The sequence below is a fragment of the Devosia neptuniae genome, assembly GCF_025452235.1.
GTDB lineage: Bacteria > Pseudomonadota > Alphaproteobacteria > Rhizobiales > Devosiaceae > Devosia.
On record NZ_CP104965.1, the window covers coordinates 1271222 to 1287458 of the forward strand.

Here is a 16237-nt window from a genome sequence, read left to right on the forward strand (position 1 = left end):
ATTTTGGTGGGTTCCAGAAGGGCTAACCCGTCCGGAGCGAGGCGGAACCTATTGGATGATCCGCCCCCATGCAAGTGCCTATTTGACACTTTTTTGTCCCGCCGGATTTTTTATGAATCCGGCGGAAAAGTGGTTTGAAATCAGCGGTCTTCGTCGCCGCCGACATCGAAGCCGAGCTCGTCGTCTTCGTCCTCGTCTTCCTCGAGGAAGACGTCGGCATCGTCATCGCCGAGTTCTTCGTCGACTTCGACATCGTCGGTATCGGGAATGGCCTCGTCGCCGGATTCTTCGGCATCGGCATCTTCCAGGGAGACGATTTCGGGCGCTGCGACGTCCTCGACTTCCTCTTCTTCCTCGACCTCATCCTCGTCATCCACCTTGCGGGCGGTGGCGGGGGAGGGCTTGCCGACCAGCAGCTGCTCGAAATACGAGCGCGGATAGCTCTTGCCGGTATAGGGCGAGACGATTGGGTCCATGTTGAGGTCGTAGAACTTCTTCCCGGTATCGGGATCGGTCCGCTTGGTGCCGCGTTCGGAACTGGCCATCGATGTTCCTCGTGGGGATTGGGTTTGCGGGGGGCAGGTGCCGCCGCTTCGGTCAGTCCGGTTATGGGCAAACCAGGCCCCTGTCAAACCGAAAATGCGGGCGCGACGGCGGCCGGCCATCTCGGCGGTGGCTTCGGGCGGCTGGGCCATGCTAAACCCGCCCCGCCGCAAACCAGCCCATGGCCGCCATGCCCGACGCCGATCCGCACGCCAAACCGCTCTCCGCCCAGCGCGCTGCCCCGCTTTCCGGGCGCTTTTCCACCCCCGGCGACAAGGCGATTTCCCATCGCGCGCTGATCCTGGGGGCGCTGGCCGTCGGCCGCACGCGCATCGAAGGCCTGCTGGCGGCCGAGGACGTGCTGTCCACAGCAAACGCTCTGCGCGCGCTGGGTGCGGTCGTGGATCTGCATGAGGGCGGCTGCGATGTGCATGGTCTGGGGATCAATGGCTTGCTCGCGCCGGCCACGCCGCTCGATTTCGGCAATGCCGGCACGGGCGTGCGCCTGATGCTGGGTGTGCTGGCGCCCTATCGCTTCATCAGCCATTTAACCGGCGGGCCGACCTTGACCCGGCGACCGATGCAGCCTTTGCTCGATGCGCTGGCTGTTACAGGCATGAGCGTATTGGAGAGCGATGACGGGCATCTGCCCATCGCCATTCAGGGACCGCTGGCCCCCGCCCCGATCCGCTACACCATGAAGGCGCCGTCCGAGCAGATCAAATCGGCGCTGCTGCTGGCGGGTCTTGCCAGCCCTGGCACCACGACCATCATCGAGCCGGTGCCGACTGGCGATCATACCGAGAAGCTGCTGGCCGATTTCGGTGCGCAGATTTCGACGGTTCTTGACGAAGCCGGCGCCGCGACCATCACGCTGGTGGGGCTGCCCGAACTCAAGCCGCGCCGCGTCATCGTGCCGGGCGACCCATCTTCGGCCGCCTATGCCATTGTCGCGGCACTGATCGTACCCGGCTCCGATCTCGTGATCGAAAATGTGCTGATCAATCCCAACCGCACCGGGCTGATCGATACCTTGCTCGAAATGGGCGGCGATATCGCCTTCATCAACCAGCGCGAGGCCGGGGGCGAGCATGTCGCCGATCTGCGCGTCCGCTCCTCGCGACTGCGGGGTGTGCATGTAACGGCCGACCATGCCGGTGCCATGCTCGACGATATTCCGGCCTTGGCGATCGCTGCGGCCTATGCCGATGGCTCAACGATGATCGAAGGCATTGCCGCCCTGCGCGAGCAGGAATGCGATCGTCTGGCGGTAACGGCAGCTGGGCTCGCCGCCAATGGCGTTGAATGCCTTGAAGGCCGCGATCAATTGCTGGTCAAGGGCGTCGGCGCCGTGCCGGGTGGCGGGCAGGTCGACACCCACCACGATCACCGCATCGCCATGAGCTTTCTGGTGTTGGGGCTGGCCAGCAAGGCGCCTGTCACCATTGATGATGCGCGGCCCATCGCCGCCAGCTTCCCCGGCTTCGTCACCGCATTGAGCGCGGTCGGCGCCAGCTTTTCGGCGGGGTAGGGCGCTGGCCGGCCGCGGCAGGAGGATTTCTACCGATTGCCGGTTCTTTTCGGCCGGTGATTATGCCAAAGCCAATAGGCACAAACGCGCATGCAAGGGGAGCTGCCATGATCATTGCCGTTGACGGACCCGCCGCCTCCGGCAAGGGCACGCTGGCCTCGGGCCTTGCCCGCCATTATGGCCTGCCGCATCTCGATACCGGTCTGCTCTATCGCGCTGTCGGCCGCGCCGTGTCCGATTGGGAAGACCAGCCCGGCTTCGAAGATGCCGCCATTGCCGCTGCGCGGGCGCTCGACGCCAGTCATCTGGCCGATGTCACTGAGTTGACCTCGGCCCGTTCGGGCGTACTCGCCAGCAAGGTCGCCGTGATCGGGCCGGTGCGGGCGGCTCTATTCGATTATCAGCGCAATTTTGCGACCCAGCCCGGCGGCGCCGTGCTCGATGGGCGCGATATCGGCACCAATATCTGCCCCGATGCCGATGTGAAACTGTTCATCCAGGCCGATTCCAAGGCCCGCATGGAGCGCCGCGCCCGCCAGCTGGAATCGCGCGGCTTGGAGGTTGATCGCTACGCCCTCTATCACCAGATAGAAGAGCGGGACGCCCGCGACATGGCCAATCCCAATGGCGGATTCTATAAAGCTGACGACGCGCACTTGCTCGATACGACGCTTCTCGATATAGAGGCCGCACTCCGCGCAGCCATCGCGATTGTCGAAACGACCATGGCGCACAAGGCAAAGCTCTAGAGGTCACTCAGCAAAAGTTGCAGACTTTTGCGGTTCGAGTGACCGTCTTCTAGTCAGCTTTAATTTCCTCCTTGCGTGTTTCGGTCCCGCCAATCAGCCAAGCTTTGGTCCGGAAACATACCCAATAGACATCGATCAGGCGCTCGCGCGCCGGCATTTTGCATTTGCGGAATGGCGGGTTTCCGGTCTCAACCTCAAGCCCCCGGTGCACTGGAGATATGAATTTGGCACAGCAAACTGTGACGAAAGAAGATTTTGAATCCCTGCTGATGGACTCGTTCATCGACAACGAACCCCTTGAGGGCGCCGTTGTTAAGGGCACCGTGGTCGCGATCGAAAAGGATCTGGCGATCATCGACGTTGGTCTGAAGACCGAAGGGCGCATCGCGCTCAAGGAATTCGGCCAGGCCGGCCGTGACGGCACCATCCAGGTTGGCTCGATCGTCGAGGTCTATGTTGACCGCGTCGAAAACGCTGCCGGTGAAGCCGTGCTGTCGCGCGAGAAGGCCCGCCGCGAAGAGAGCTGGGTCAAGCTCGAAGAAATGTACAACAACAATGAGCGCGTTGAAGGCACCATCTTCAACCAGGTCAAGGGTGGTTTCACCGTCGACCTCGAAGGCGCCATTGCCTTCCTGCCCCGTTCGCAGGTCGATATCCGCCCAATCCGCGATATCGCGCCGCTCATGAACGTGCCGCAGCCGTTCCAGATTCTGAAGATGGACAAGCGCCGCGGCAATATCGTCGTGTCGCGTCGTGCCATTCTCGAAGAATCGCGCGCCGAACAGCGTTCGGAAATCGTCCAGCAGCTCGAAGAGGGCCAGGTTGTCGACGGCGTGGTCAAGAACATCACCGATTACGGTGCGTTCGTTGATCTCGGCGGTATTGACGGCCTGCTGCACGTCACCGACATCGCATGGCGCCGGGTGAACCACCCGTCCGAAGTGCTGACGATCGGCGAGACCATCAAGGTCCAGATCGTTCGCATCAACCACGAGAGCCACCGTATCTCGCTCGGCATGAAGCAGCTTCAGGCCGATCCGTGGGATGGCATCGAAGCCAAGTATCCGATCGAGGCCAAGTTCACCGGCCGCGTGACCAACATCACCGATTATGGTGCGTTCGTCGAACTGGAGCCGGGCATTGAAGGCCTGATCCACGTTTCGGAAATGAGCTGGACCAAGAAGAACGTTCACCCCGGCAAGATCGTCTCGACCTCCCAGGAAGTCGAAGTCGTCGTGCTCGAGGTCGATCCCGACAAGCGCCGTATTTCGCTCGGTCTCAAGCAGACCCTGCAGAATCCGTGGGAATCCTTCGCCGAGAAGTTCCCCGTCGGCTCCGTCATCGAAGGCGAAGTCAAGAACAAGACCGAATTCGGCCTGTTCATCGGCCTCGACGGCGATGTGGACGGCATGGTTCACCTGTCCGATCTGGATTGGCAGAAGTCGGGCGAAGTGGCCCTGGAAGACTACAACCGCGGTGACATGGTTTCGGCCAAGGTCCTCGATGTTGACGTCGAAAAGGAACGCATCAGCCTGGGCATCAAGCAGCTCTCCGCTGGCGAAGCTTCGGCTGCCTCGGGCGACACTGCTGGCGAAGCCGGCGGCATCCGCAAGGGCGCTGTCGTCACCGGCACCGTGATCGAAGTCAACGATGGGGGCATTGAAGTCCGTATCGCCGACAGCGAGCTGACAGCCTTCATCCGTCGTGCTGACCTCAGCCGCGATCGCAACGACCAGCGTCCCGAGCGTTTCAGCAAGGGCGAAAAGGTCGACGCACGCGTCACCCAGTACGATCGCAAGACGTCCCGCATCCAGCTGTCCATCAAGGCGCTCGAAATCGCCGAGGAAAAGGAAGCTGTCGCCAATTACGGTTCGTCCGATTCGGGCGCTTCGCTCGGCGACATCCTGGGCGCTGCGCTCAAGGGCCGCGACGAGAAGTAATTCGTCCTAGCTTTGCAAATCTGCAGGGGCCCGCACTTCACAGTGCGGGCCTTTTGCCTTTAAGAAGCCCCATGACACAAGCAATGCACTGGCGGCCCCTGACCACACTCGATCTGCCCGTGGTCGAAGCGATCGCTGAAAAAGTGCATCCCGGCTTTCCCGAGGACCTGGCGGTGTTCGCCGAACGCCAGCAACTCTATCCCGATGGCACGCGCCTGCTCGAACTCGATGGCGTCCCCTCGGGTTATATTCTCTCCCATCCCTGGCGCTTCAAATCCCTGCCCGCGCTCAATGCGCTGCTGGGTGCGATTCCGCCTGATGCCGATACCTATTATCTCCACGACCTGGCCCTGCTCCCCGCGGCCCGCGGCACGGGCGCTGCCGCCATGATCATCGGCGACATCCAGCGCCACGCCCGTGCGCAAGGCTTTGCCAATATGAGCCTGGTCGCGGTCAACGGCTCGATCCCGTTCTGGACCAAACACGGCTTTCGGCCTTTCCCGGCCCCCGAACTGGCTGAAAAGCTGCTGAGCTATGAGGACGCGGCTCGGTTCATGGTCAAGCGGCTTGTGTAGTTACAAAATTGTAGTTACATTTGGGTAGACGCGGAGGGGGCAACGCGTGGAATTTGAGTGGGATGACGACAAGAACCGCAGCAACAAGATCAAACATGGGCTCCGTTTTGAAACGGCGATTGAGGTTTTTGACGATCCGTTCGAGCTGACCGAGTTCGACCAGTTTGTTGACGGGGAGGAGCGCTGGAAGACGCTCGGCTCCTGGCAGCAGGGATGGACGGTGCTCGTTGTGATTCATGTCGAACGGCATCGGGATAATGTCTCGACTGTCCGGATAATATCGGCGCGAGCGGCCAATAAGGATGAAAGGAAGCGTTATGAGCGAAACCGAGGGAAAGACCGTTAGATACACGCGCAAGCCGCTGACCCAGGATCAGATCGACGAACTCAACGCATTGGCAGATCGTCCCGATAGCGAGATCGATTTCTCCGATATTCCCGAACTTGATGATGAGTTCTTCAAAAATGCCAAGCGGGGCATGATGTATCGTCTGGTGAAGCAGCAGACTACGCTCCGCCTCGACGCCGACATTCTCGACTGGTTCAAGCGCCATGCCAAGGACGGCAAGGGTTACCAAACCGACATCAACAAAGCGCTGCGGGCCTATGTGACGGCGCAGGAAAAACGGGCGCAGAAGAAGGCCGGCTGATCCTGTCTTGCCAAGCCTGTCGCTGCTCGCTACCCCTTCGGTCACTCAACCTGCGAGGCGACGATGAGTGATCAGCCTATCGAAGAGCCATCCCATCCCGTTAATCCGCATGAGGTCATTGCCGCCGAGACCTATCGGCGCTCGCGGGGGTTCTGGCGCATTCTGGCTTTTGTGGCGTTGGCCATTGCCATTCTGGCCCTGGCCGGCCGCTTTGCCCTCTCTAATGCCCCGGTGGGCGAACACATCGCCCGCGTGGTGATCGATGGCACCATCGCCACCGATCCGACGCGTCTCAAGCTGATCGAGGAATTGGCCGAGGATGACAGCGTCAAGGCGGTGGTCGTTGCCATCAATTCGCCGGGCGGCACCACGGCGGGCGGCGAGGAGCTCTACGAAGCGCTCGGCCAGTTGCGGGCCAAAAAGCCGGTCGTTGCGGTGATCAAGGAATTGGGCGCCTCGGCGGCCTATATGGCTGCCATCGGCACCGATCAGATATTTGCCCGGCGTCTCTCCATCGTCGGCTCGATCGGCGTGCTTTACCAGCATATCAATGCCGGCAAGCTGCTCGACACGATCGGGGTCGATCTCGACAAAGTCGCCTCCGGTCCCCTCAAGGCCGAGCCCGATTATGACGAGCCCATGGTAGGCGACGTGCGCGCCTCGATCGGGGCCCTGGTCGATGACAGCTTTCAGTGGTTTGTCGATATCGTCGCCGAGCGGCGCAATCTGGCCCGGCCGGTGGCGCTGGGTCTGGCCGATGGCCGGATCATGAGCGGTCGGGTGGGTGTCGAAACGGGCCTGATCGATGCGGTTGGCGGCGAATTGGAAGCGCAGGCCTGGCTTGAGGCCGAACGCGACGTGCCCAAGGACCTGCAAATCGTCACTGCCTGGCCGCTGGAAAGCCCCAGCTTGGGCTGGATTGGCACTTTTTTGGGCGGACAAGCCCTTGCAGCGCTTGGTTTGCCTGCGAATGGGGCCATCACGCTTGACGGGCTGGTCTCGCTTTGGCAGGTTGGCGCAGCCTCGTGACCCACGGAGCGCAGCGGCCTCATACCCGGAGCCAAGGATGATCAAGTCGGAACTCGTCGAGAAACTGGCGGCGGAAAATCCGCATCTGTTCCAGCGTGATATCGAAAATATCGTCAATGCCATCCTCGATGAGATCGGGGACGCCATGGCGCGGGGCGACCGCGTCGAGTTGCGCGGCTTTGGCGCCTTTTCGGTCAAGAACCGTCCGGCCCGCGTCGGGCGCAACCCGCGCACCGGCGAGCAGGTCGATGTTGGCGAGAAATACGTGCCGCAATTCAAGGCGGGCAAGGAAATCCGCGAGCGGCTCAACCGCTCGTAACCGGGCAAGCGGCCCCAAGGCAAAGCGAGTATGCTCAACAAGATTGTCGGCTGGCTGGTCCTGGTGCCGCTTTGTTTGGTGCTGATTGTCTTTGCCCTGGCCAATCGGCAATTCGTGATCGTCAATTTCAATCCCTTCGTGCCGGTCGAGCAATTGGCGACGCCCGGCTATGGCGTGCCGCTATTCGTGGTGCTCTATGTGGTGCTGCTGGTGGGCGTGCTCTTGGGTGGCATTGCCACCTGGTTTGCCCAGGGCCAGCACCGCCAGCGCGAGCGCCATTGGCGCCGCGAGGCCCATATGCTCAATAGCGAGCTCGAATCTGTGCGCAAAAGCCAGGGCCAATCGCCAGCCGGCGGGCCGCTGAGCGACGTCGATGACCTTTTGGAGCTCCGCTGAGCAACCCATGGCCGACCCCCTGATCATTAAAATCTGCGGCATCAAGACCCCCGAAATGCTGGACGTCACCATAGCGGCTGGGGCCGACATGGTGGGCTTCATGCATTTTCCGCGTTCGCCCCGCCATGTCTCCATCGAGGACATCGCAACGCTGATTTCGGCAGCCCGTGGGCGAGTGGAAACCTGCGTGGTCCTGGTCAATCCCGACAATAGTACGGTAGCCGAAGTGGCGGCTTTGGGACCCGACTGGATCCAACTGCACGGCCCCGAGACACCGCATCGTGTCGCGGCCATCCGCGCCGAGGCGGGCGTCGAAATCATGAAGGCGGTGCCCATTGGTTCGGCCGAAGATGTGGCGCAGGTGACCGGCTTCCTCGAGGTTGCCGACCGCATTCTGGTCGATGCCAAGCCGCCTAAAGGCGCCGATCGGCCCGGTGGATTGGGTGAAACCTTCGACTGGTCCCTGCTCAAGGCGCTTGACCCGTCCATCCCCTTCATGCTTTCGGGTGGCCTGACGCCGCAAACCGTGGCCGACGCCATCACGACCGTGCGCCCCTTTGGGGTCGACGTGTCCTCCGGCGTCGAATCGGCGCCCGGCGTCAAGGACAAGCGGCTGGTCGAAGCGTTCATTCGGAACGCCCGGGCAGCCGGCTAACACGGCGCGTTGACAGACCCACCTGCTGGCCTGTCGAGTTGCATCGAGAGGACCATCATGGACGGCATCAATTCCCTGCGCAACGGCCCGGACGAGCATGGCCGTTTCGGGCTCTATGGCGGCCGTTTCGTCGCTGAAACCCTGATGCCGCTGATCCTTGATCTGGAGCAGCAATACCGCGCCGCCAAGATTGACCCTGCCTATCAGGCCGAACTCAAGGACCTGGCGGTCCACTATACCGGCCGGCCCAGCCCGCTTTATTTCGCCAAGCGCCTCACCGAGCATCTGGGCGGTGCCAAGGTCTGGTTCAAGCGTGAAGAGCTCAACCATACCGGCTCCCACAAGATCAATAATTGCCTGGGCCAGATCCTGCTGGCCAAGCGCATGGGCAAGACCCGCATCATCGCCGAAACCGGCGCCGGCCAGCATGGCGTGGCGACGGCCACGGTCTGTGCCAAATTCGATCTGCCCTGCACCATTTTCATGGGCGCCACCGACGTCGAGCGGCAAAAGCCCAATGTGTTGCGCATGAAAATGCTGGGCGCCGAAGTGCGTCCGGTCACCGCTGGCGCCGGCACGCTCAAGGACGCCATGAACGAGGCGCTGCGCGACTGGGTCACCAATGTCGACACCACCTATTACCTGATCGGCACTGCCGCCGGCCCGCATCCCTATCCCGAAATGGTGCGCGATTTCCAATCGGTGATCGGCACCGAGCTCAAGGAGCAGTTCCAGGAAGCCGAAGGCAAGCTGCCCGACGCGATCGTTGCCTGTGTCGGGGGCGGCTCCAACGCCATCGGCACCTTCCACGCGTTTCTCGACAATCCGGAAGTCGCCATCTATGGCGCCGAAGCGGGCGGGCATGGCGTCGATGTCGAAAACGGCCACGCCGCCTCCATGACCGGCGGTTCCCCCGGCGTGCTGCATGGCAACCGCACTTATCTGCTGCAAGACAAGGATGGCCAGATACTGGAAGGCCACTCCATCTCCGCCGGCCTCGACTATCCCGGCGTCGGCCCGGAACATTCATTCCTGCACGATACCAAGCGCGTCACCTATGTGCCCATTACCGACAATGAAGCGCTCGCCGCCTTCCAGCTCTGCACCCGCATGGAAGGCATCATCCCTGCGCTCGAATCCGCGCATGGCCTGGCCGAAGTCATCAAGCTGGCCCCGACCATGAGCAAGGATCAGTCCGTGGTGCTGTGCCTCTCCGGGCGCGGCGACAAGGATGTCGAAAGCGTCGGCAATTATCTGGGACTGCTCTAGCCATGTCGCGTATTGAAAAGCGTTTCGCCGAACTCAAGGCCCAGAACCGTCCGGCTCTGGTGACCTTTGTCATGGGCGGCGATCCGGACCTGGCCACCAGCCAGGCCATTTTCGAGGCCCTGCCGCAGGCCGGCGCCGATGTGATCGAATTGGGCATGCCCTTTTCCGATCCCATGGCCGATGGCGTTGCCATCCAGCTTGGTGGTCAGCGGGCGCTTGCCGCCGGGCAGACCTTGCGCGGCGTGCTCGGCATGGTCGAGGATTTCCGCCGCAAGGACGAAACTACCCCGGTGGTGCTGATGGGCTATTACAATCCCATCTACATTTTCGGCGTCGATAAATTCGTCGCCGCCGCCAAGGATGCGGGCGTTGATGGTCTCATCATCGTCGATCTGCCGCCCGAGGAAGACGAAGAACTCTGCATTCCCGCCCTCAAGGCCGGCATCAATTTCATCCGTCTCACCACGCCCACCACCGATGACAAGCGCCTGCCTGCCGTGCTCAAAAACACGTCGGGCTTTGTCTATTATGTCTCGATGAACGGCATTACCGGCGCCGCCATCAAGTCGCGTGGCGCGGTGGGCGAGGCCGTCGATCGCATCAAGGGCCATACCGACCTGCCCGTCGCGGTCGGCTTCGGCATCAAGACCGCCGAAGACGCTGCCGAAATCGGGAAGCATGCCGATGGCATCGTGGTGGGCACCGTGCTGGTCGATGCGGTGGGCAAGTCGCTGGTCGATGGCAAGGCGACTGACCAGACCGTCAGTGCTGTCCGCGATATCGTGGCAAGCCTGGCCGCCGGCGTGAAGCGGGCGCGGGCCTGATCTTCTTCCCTCTCCCCTTGTGGGAGAGGGTGCCCGAAGGGCGGGTGAGGGGGTCTCTCCCCATCGCTGACCCCTCATCCGGCGCTGCGCGCCACCTTCTCCCACAAGGGGAGAAGGAAGAAGCCAGCCAGCTTATCCCCACCCCCGCTTTGCCATGCCGCGCCAGCCCTGATAATAATCGCCACAATTGATCATTACGTCCTGTCCCGACAGGACATCCGATAAGGCCGCCGCCATGAACTGGATCGACAATTTCGTCCGCCCCAAAATCCGCTCCTTCCTCTCCAACAAGCGCGAGACGCCGGAGAATTTGTGGGTGAAGGACCCTGAGTCCGGCGAGATGGTGTTCTATCGCGATCTCGAGGCCAATCAGTGGGTGGTGCCCAATTCGGGCTATCACATGAAGATCAAGCCGGCTGACCGCCTGGCGACCTTCTTTGACGAAGGCAAATACGATCTCGTGCCGGTGCCCGCCGTGCCGGTCGATCCGCTCAAATTCCGCGACCAGAAGCGCTATACCGACCGGCTCAAGGAAAGCCGCGCCAAGACCGGCTATGATGACAGCGTCATCGTCGCCACCGGCAAGCTCTATGATCGCGACACCACGGTTGCCGTGCAGGATTTCGATTTCATCGGCGGCTCGCTCGGCATGGCAGCCGGGCAGGGCATCATCACCGGACTTGAAACCGCCGTCACCCGCAAGACCCCCTTTGTGCTGTTCGTCGCCTCCGGCGGCGCCCGCATGCAGGAAGGCATCTTCTCGCTGATGCAGATGCCGCGCACCACCGTTGCCGTGCTGCGCCTGCGCGAAGCGGGCCTGCCTTTCTTTGTGGTCTTCACCGATCCCACTACCGGCGGCGTCACCGCCTCCTATGCCATGCTGGGCGATGTGCATCTGGCCGAGCCGGGCGCCCGGATCGGCTTTGCCGGCGCCCGCATTATCGAGCAGACCATCCGCGAAAAGCTGCCCAAGGGCTTCCAGCGCTCCGAATATCTGCATGAGCATGGCATGGTCGACATGGTCGTCCACCGCCACAATCTGCGTTCCACCATCGGTTCGCTCGCCGGCATCCTGACCCGCGCCGAGCCGACTGCCGAATTGACCGGCACCGCGCCGGCCCTGCCCGCCGTCAGCCTGCGTGATGCGGCGATTGCCGCCGAAGGCGATGATGGCGATCTGGCCGCGCCCAGCGCCGCCCACGCCGAATAACTTTGGCATTTAAGTTTGAAAGGGCCGGTCCATGGCGACCGGCCTTTTTTTATGCGCCGCGAGCGTCTATTCGAGGACCCGCGCAGGTCTGTGTTGCCTGTCCGCAGGAGAAACCTTGATGTCCGATAGTCTCAATCTCACCCAGCTTGGCCAGAATTCCGGCATTCCCGCCTCCCCCGAGGCGGCGATCCTCGAACGCGTGCCCAATCCGCAAGCCGACACCAATTACGTGTCCCGCTTCACCGCGCCCGAATTCACCTCGCTCTGCCCGGTGACCGGCCAGCCCGATTTCGCCCATCTGGTCATCGACTATGTGCCCGGCGATTGGCTGGTCGAATCCAAATCGCTCAAGCTCTATCTGACCTCGTTCCGCAATCACGGCGCCTTTCACGAGGATTGCACCGTCTCGATCGGCCGCCGGCTGGTGGCGCTGCTTGACCCCCGCTGGCTGCGCATCGGGGGCTATTGGTATCCGCGCGGCGGCATTCCCATCGATGTGTTCTGGCAGACCGGCACCCCGCCCGATGGCATCTGGCTGCCCGATACCGGCGTGCCCTCCTATCGCGGCCGCGGCTAGCCCACGCCGCCCTTGAGGCCCAGCCCGACCCATTGTACACCGGCCCGGCTGATCCCGTGCCGCAATTGAGTCCGCCCCATGTCCCGTACCGACGCCATCCTAAAGCGCCTTTCGGTGCTGCATCCCAAGCTGATCGATCTCAGCCTGGAGCGGCTCAATCGCCTGCTCGAGGAATTGGGCCGCCCGCATGACCGGATGCCGCCGGTCATCCATGTCGCCGGCACCAATGGCAAGGGTTCCACCATCGCCTATCTGCGGGCCATGCTGGAAGCCGCGGGCAAGTCGGTGCATGTCTATACCTCGCCCCATCTGGTGCGCTTTAACGAGCGCATTCGGCTGGCCGGCAAGCTGGTGTCCACCCGCCGGCTCAATGAAGTGCTGGAGCGGGTCGAACAGGTCAATGCCGGCCAACCCATCACCTATTTCGAGGTGACCACCGCGGCCGCCTTCGTGCTGTTTTCCGAGATCAAGGCGGATTATCTGCTGCTCGAAGTGGGCATGGGCGGCACCTATGACACGACCAATGTGGTCGAACACCCGCTGGGCATCATCATTACCCCGGTCGATCTCGACCACATGGCGTTCCTCGGCAATACGATCGGCAAGATTGCGGTCGAAAAAGCCAATATCATGAAGCGCGGCGCGCTTGCGGTGGTCGCCCGGCAGGCCGATGAGGGGCTGGCCTCGATCAATCGCGTCGCCGCAAAGCTGGGTGTCGTGCCCTTTGTCGGCGGGCAGGATTTCGACGCTTTCGCTCAGGATGGGCGCCTGATCTATCAGGATGAAGCAGGCTTGCTCGATCTGCCGCCGCCCAAGCTGGTGGGCAATCATCAATTCGAAAATGCCGGCGTCGCCATCGCCGCCATCCGCCATTTCGGCCTGCCGGTCGATGAATCCGCCATTGCCAAGGGATTGGGCGATGTCAACTGGCCGGCGCGGCTCTCCCCGGTCGCCGGCAAGCTGCGCGATCTGCTCGGCCCCGGCGCCGAACTCTGGCTCGATGGCGGCCACAATGCCCATGGCACCCGCGCCCTCGCCCGGGCGCTGGCCGATATGGAGCGGGCCCGCCCCACGCCGCTGGTACTGATCATGGGCATGATGAACACCCGCTCGCCCAGCGCGGTGCTGGCGCCCTTTGCCGGCATGGCCGAGCGCATCATCACGCTCACCATTCCCGGCGAGACCAATGCTCATGACGCTGGTTACATTGCCGACGAGGCTAACAAGGCCGGGTTCAATGCGACGCCCGCGCGATCGATCCAGGCAGCGCTCAAATCAGCCGCCACGACGCCAAATGCCCGGGTGGTGATCTCGGGTTCGCTCTATCTGGCGGGGCAGGTGTTGCTCAAGAACGGGACGTTCCCGGAGTAAGCTGCAGCCCCGCCTCAATACTTGCCCTGCTCGCTGCCGCAGAACGGGTCTACCGGGCTCGTTCCAGCGAATTCCGTACGGCCCATGAGCGCCTCGACAACAGCTGCCTGTAGCGCCTCGCTGGAGCCATAGGCGTTGACATAGGTGGGTACGCGCGGCGCGTCGTAGAGGTAGTAGGGGTAGCCGAAGCTGATCATCAGCGTGGGCAGGTCGTGCCAATAGCGCGCCATGCCGTCGAAGACGCTGCCGGTGAGCTTGACCCAATCGAGGAAAATGCGGCTGCGCGTCAGCACGGTTTCCTCGGCAAAGAGATAGAGCACGAGGTCAAAATCCTTGGGGCTGACGCTCATGCCGGGCTCGAACAGGGTGACGGAGAAACCCTCGCGATCCAGCCGCTCCGGCACGCTGAGCGGCAATGGCTGCGGCACGAAGGGAATGATCGCCCCACCGGAAAACACCAGTACGCGCTTGTGCCTGGCCGGTGACAGCGGCAGCAGTCCGGCCACGTCCTTGACCAGGGTCGGCACCCGCTTGTGCACAGCTTCGGCGGTAATTCGATTGGCCTGGCTGCCCACCACCTGCTGGGCAGCGGCAAGGCTGGGCAGGGTGGGATTGCGATGCAGTCCCAGCGCGGCCTTGAGTCCCAGCACCCGTGTCACCGCTTCGTCCACGCGCTCCTGGCTCAACCGGCCGTCGGCCACGGCTTTGACCAGCCGCATCAGATCGGCATTGGGATCGTCCGAAAAGAGGATCACGTCGCAGCCGGCAATGATCACCTCGGGCAGGACACTGTCGCGCGGCCCCCAATCGCCCATGCCAGCCATGGGTGTAGCGTCGGAAACGATGAGGCCGTTGAACCCCAGCTCGCGCCGCAACAGATCCTCGTTCAAAATCCGGCTCAGCGAAGCCGGCCGATAGGCCTCGGCGCCCGCATCGGGATCAAGCGCCCGCACAAAGGCGGGGAAGGCGATATGGGCGGACATCACGCTCATTACACCCGCCTTGATGGCGGCGCGGTAGAGCCGGCCGAAATTGCTCTCCCAAGCCTTCATGGTCAGCGGATTGACCGTGGTCACCAGATGCTGGTCACGATCGTCATAGCCTTCGCCGGGCCAATGCTTGACCGTAGCGGCGACGCCATTGGCCTGGAAGGCGGCGATCTGGGCCAGCGCATGGCGCTCGATGCGGTCCACATCGCTGCCATAGGAGCGGGTGCCCACGATGGCGCTGCGGAAGGCCGCATTGATATCGATGACGGGGGTAAAGCTCCAATTGAGCCCCACGGCATGGGCTTCCTGCGCCATGATGGTGGAAATGGCGGTGGTCGCTTCCACATCGTCCACCGCCGCCAGCCCCAGCGGATTGGGCACGGGCGTGCCGAAGGGCAGGCTCATGCGGCTGCCTTCGAGATCGGCGCTGACCAGCATGGGCACGGCGCCGATGCCGTTGAGGCCCTGCGCCAATGTCACTTCGCTAGCGAGATCGCCCGAATAGACCCTGGTAATGCCGCCGGGCTTGAAGGCGCGCAATTGCTCGAGCACCTCGCCGGGCTCGCCCCGCGCCAAGAGCACGAAGAGCTGGGCCAGCTTGTCGCGCGGGGTCAGGCCGTCGCGGGTGGCATGCACCCACGCCATGGCTTCGTCGTCGAGATTGAACGGGGCAGCAGCGAGATCGACAGGGGCCACAGACCTCTCCTCCCAAGTCTTCTTATGGGGGAGAGACTATCAGGCCCGGTGATATCAGCCAATCAGGCGGCGTGGCTCTCCAGCCACTTGATCAGCTGCGCGCGCGACTGGCCGGCGCCCACTTTCACATCGGTCGGCTGGCCGTCCTTGAACACGATCATCGTGGGCATGGCACGCACATGATATTGCGTCACGGTGCTGGGATTGCTGTCGACGTCGAGCTTGACGATCTTGACCTTGCCGGCCAGATCGAGCGCGACCTGTTCCAGGATCGGGTCCATCGCCTTGCAGGGACCACACCATTCCGCCCAGAAATCCACCAGCACCGGCTCGCTGGAATTCAGCACTTCGGCGGCAAAGTTGGCATCGGTAACGTGGTGGGCCATGATCGTCTCCATCGGTAAAGGACGATGAATACTATAGAGAGTCGGCCGCCATGGAAAGGCATACAAAATGTAGTGCGCACCGGGGCGAGGAAAGTCTTTGCGCGGGCGATGTCACAAACAAAAACACCGCCGGGTCGCCCCAGCGGTGTTCTGCAATTCTTGAATGGACGGTCTTAGGCCGCGTGGCCTTCGAGCCACTTGGTCAGGCCGGCCTTGGGCGTGCCCGCGCCGATCTTCATGTCGGCAGCTTCCCCGCCCTTGAACAGGATCATGGTGGGGATGGAGCGAACGCCGTATTTGACGGTGGTGGAGGGGTTTTCGTCGATGTTCAGCTTGACGATCTTGACCTTGCCGGCCAGTTCGCTCGAAAGCTCATCGAGCACAGGTGCGATCGCGCGGCACGGCCCGCACCACTCCGCCCAGAAATCCACGAGAACGGGCTCTTTGGAGTTAAGGACTTCCTCGCCAAAATTGGCGTCGGAAACGTGTGTAGTCATGGGTTAAGTTGCCTTTTGGTTGAAAGCGGTG

The 16237-nt window shown here is 62.5% G+C and carries 19 protein-coding genes; 15 read left to right on the forward strand and 4 right to left on the reverse strand.

The features are described 5' to 3' along the window. Positions 1-140 precede the first annotated feature (140 nt). On the reverse strand, positions 141-545 hold the full coding sequence (locus tag N8A98_RS08930; protein WP_113123526.1) for a TIGR02300 family protein: 405 nt from the start codon (positions 543-545) through the stop codon (positions 141-143). Positions 546-724: 179 nt separating this feature from the next. On the opposite strand from N8A98_RS08930, the gene aroA reads away from it, so the two are divergent. From aroA to N8A98_RS09005, 15 genes are all read left to right on the forward strand, one after another. Continuing rightward, positions 725-2074, forward strand: coding sequence for a 3-phosphoshikimate 1-carboxyvinyltransferase (gene aroA, locus N8A98_RS08935; protein WP_315974541.1), 1350 nt, complete (start codon positions 725-727; stop codon positions 2072-2074). A gap of 107 nt (positions 2075-2181) precedes the next feature. Beyond that, entirely contained in the window at positions 2182-2823 is a 642-nt protein-coding gene (locus tag N8A98_RS08940) for a (d)CMP kinase (RefSeq protein WP_262170747.1), read from the forward strand. A 218-nt stretch (positions 2824-3041) separates the two neighbouring features. Further along, positions 3042-4763: a 30S ribosomal protein S1 gene (gene rpsA, locus N8A98_RS08945; RefSeq protein ID WP_113123524.1), complete on the forward strand. Its 1722-nt coding sequence runs from the start codon at positions 3042-3044 to the stop codon at positions 4761-4763. Between the two features lie 71 nt (positions 4764-4834). Then, positions 4835-5338 carry a GNAT family N-acetyltransferase gene (locus N8A98_RS08950; protein ID WP_262170751.1) on the forward strand — a complete coding sequence of 168 codons (504 nt, stop codon included), beginning with the start codon at positions 4835-4837 and terminating at the stop codon, positions 5336-5338. 46 nt (positions 5339-5384) lie between these two features. Further along, positions 5385-5684, forward strand: coding sequence for a BrnT family toxin (locus N8A98_RS08955; RefSeq protein WP_262170752.1), 300 nt, complete (start codon positions 5385-5387; stop codon positions 5682-5684). Then, positions 5656-5988: a BrnA antitoxin family protein gene (locus N8A98_RS08960; protein WP_262170754.1), complete on the forward strand. Its 333-nt coding sequence runs from the start codon at positions 5656-5658 to the stop codon at positions 5986-5988. The genes N8A98_RS08955 and N8A98_RS08960 overlap by 29 nt, the downstream gene beginning before the upstream one ends. Before the next feature lie 63 nt (positions 5989-6051). Further along, on the forward strand, positions 6052-7017 hold the full coding sequence (gene sppA, locus N8A98_RS08965; RefSeq protein WP_262170756.1) for a signal peptide peptidase SppA: 966 nt from the start codon (positions 6052-6054) through the stop codon (positions 7015-7017). A 37-nt stretch (positions 7018-7054) separates the two neighbouring features. Next, positions 7055-7336 carry an integration host factor subunit beta gene (locus tag N8A98_RS08970; protein WP_035099264.1) on the forward strand — a complete coding sequence of 94 codons (282 nt, stop codon included), beginning with the start codon at positions 7055-7057 and terminating at the stop codon, positions 7334-7336. 30 nt (positions 7337-7366) lie between these two features. Next, positions 7367-7732 (forward strand): lipopolysaccharide assembly protein LapA domain-containing protein, encoded by a 366-nt coding sequence (locus tag N8A98_RS08975; protein ID WP_262170762.1) that lies wholly within the window; start codon positions 7367-7369, stop codon positions 7730-7732. Positions 7733-7739: 7 nt separating this feature from the next. Beyond that, on the forward strand, positions 7740-8387 hold the full coding sequence (locus tag N8A98_RS08980; RefSeq protein ID WP_262170764.1) for a phosphoribosylanthranilate isomerase: 648 nt from the start codon (positions 7740-7742) through the stop codon (positions 8385-8387). Positions 8388-8444: 57 nt separating this feature from the next. Continuing rightward, positions 8445-9656, forward strand: a complete 1212-nt coding sequence (gene trpB, locus N8A98_RS08985) for a tryptophan synthase subunit beta (RefSeq protein WP_262170766.1) — start codon at positions 8445-8447, stop codon at positions 9654-9656. Positions 9657-9658: 2 nt separating this feature from the next. Continuing rightward, positions 9659-10480 carry a tryptophan synthase subunit alpha gene (trpA, locus tag N8A98_RS08990; RefSeq protein WP_262170768.1) on the forward strand — a complete coding sequence of 274 codons (822 nt, stop codon included), beginning with the start codon at positions 9659-9661 and terminating at the stop codon, positions 10478-10480. 235 nt (positions 10481-10715) lie between these two features. Beyond that, a complete protein-coding gene (gene accD, locus N8A98_RS08995; RefSeq protein WP_113123518.1) occupies positions 10716-11690 on the forward strand; it encodes an acetyl-CoA carboxylase, carboxyltransferase subunit beta in 975 nt (324 codons plus the stop codon). Positions 11691-11808: 118 nt separating this feature from the next. Continuing rightward, on the forward strand, positions 11809-12267 hold the full coding sequence (queF, locus tag N8A98_RS09000; RefSeq protein ID WP_262170770.1) for a preQ(1) synthase: 459 nt from the start codon (positions 11809-11811) through the stop codon (positions 12265-12267). Positions 12268-12345: 78 nt separating this feature from the next. After that, a complete protein-coding gene (locus N8A98_RS09005; RefSeq protein ID WP_262170772.1) occupies positions 12346-13638 on the forward strand; it encodes a bifunctional folylpolyglutamate synthase/dihydrofolate synthase in 1293 nt (430 codons plus the stop codon). Positions 13639-13652: 14 nt separating this feature from the next. On the opposite strand, the gene N8A98_RS09010 is transcribed toward N8A98_RS09005, so the two are convergent. The 3 genes from N8A98_RS09010 to trxA (N8A98_RS09020) form a co-directional block, all read right to left on the reverse strand. After that, on the reverse strand, positions 13653-15272 hold the full coding sequence (locus N8A98_RS09010; protein ID WP_390888831.1) for a glycoside hydrolase family 3 protein: 1620 nt from the start codon (positions 15270-15272) through the stop codon (positions 13653-13655). Positions 15273-15385: 113 nt separating this feature from the next. Next, positions 15386-15709, reverse strand: a complete 324-nt coding sequence (trxA, locus tag N8A98_RS09015; RefSeq protein WP_113123580.1) for a thioredoxin — start codon at positions 15707-15709, stop codon at positions 15386-15388. A 173-nt stretch (positions 15710-15882) separates the two neighbouring features. Further along, positions 15883-16206: a thioredoxin gene (gene trxA / locus N8A98_RS09020; protein WP_035099248.1), complete on the reverse strand. Its 324-nt coding sequence runs from the start codon at positions 16204-16206 to the stop codon at positions 15883-15885. Positions 16207-16237 lie beyond the last annotated feature (31 nt).

Coding starts and splice junctions, on each gene's coding strand:
- sppA (WP_262170756.1), top strand. CDS start 6,052: ATGAGTGATCAGCCTATCGAAGAGCCATCCCATCCCGTTAATCCGCAT.
- trpA (WP_262170768.1), top strand. CDS start 9,659: ATGTCGCGTATTGAAAAGCGTTTCGCCGAACTCAAGGCCCAGAACCGT.
- trpB (WP_262170766.1), top strand. CDS start 8,445: ATGGACGGCATCAATTCCCTGCGCAACGGCCCGGACGAGCATGGCCGT.
- accD (WP_113123518.1), top strand. CDS start 10,716: ATGAACTGGATCGACAATTTCGTCCGCCCCAAAATCCGCTCCTTCCTC.
- N8A98_RS08950 (WP_262170751.1), top strand. CDS start 4,835: ATGACACAAGCAATGCACTGGCGGCCCCTGACCACACTCGATCTGCCC.
- trxA (WP_113123580.1), bottom strand. CDS start 15,709: ATGGCCCACCACGTTACCGATGCCAACTTTGCCGCCGAAGTGCTGAAT.
- N8A98_RS08960 (WP_262170754.1), top strand. CDS start 5,656: ATGAGCGAAACCGAGGGAAAGACCGTTAGATACACGCGCAAGCCGCTG.
- N8A98_RS08975 (WP_262170762.1), top strand. CDS start 7,367: ATGCTCAACAAGATTGTCGGCTGGCTGGTCCTGGTGCCGCTTTGTTTG.
- N8A98_RS08980 (WP_262170764.1), top strand. CDS start 7,740: ATGGCCGACCCCCTGATCATTAAAATCTGCGGCATCAAGACCCCCGAA.
- N8A98_RS08940 (WP_262170747.1), top strand. CDS start 2,182: ATGATCATTGCCGTTGACGGACCCGCCGCCTCCGGCAAGGGCACGCTG.
- N8A98_RS08970 (WP_035099264.1), top strand. CDS start 7,055: ATGATCAAGTCGGAACTCGTCGAGAAACTGGCGGCGGAAAATCCGCAT.
- N8A98_RS09010 (WP_390888831.1), bottom strand. CDS start 15,272: ATGGCGTGGGTGCATGCCACCCGCGACGGCCTGACCCCGCGCGACAAG.
- N8A98_RS09005 (WP_262170772.1), top strand. CDS start 12,346: ATGTCCCGTACCGACGCCATCCTAAAGCGCCTTTCGGTGCTGCATCCC.
- queF (WP_262170770.1), top strand. CDS start 11,809: ATGTCCGATAGTCTCAATCTCACCCAGCTTGGCCAGAATTCCGGCATT.
- trxA (WP_035099248.1), bottom strand. CDS start 16,206: ATGACTACACACGTTTCCGACGCCAATTTTGGCGAGGAAGTCCTTAAC.
- N8A98_RS08930 (WP_113123526.1), bottom strand. CDS start 545: ATGGCCAGTTCCGAACGCGGCACCAAGCGGACCGATCCCGATACCGGG.
- rpsA (WP_113123524.1), top strand. CDS start 3,042: ATGAATTTGGCACAGCAAACTGTGACGAAAGAAGATTTTGAATCCCTG.
- aroA (WP_315974541.1), top strand. CDS start 725: ATGGCCGCCATGCCCGACGCCGATCCGCACGCCAAACCGCTCTCCGCC.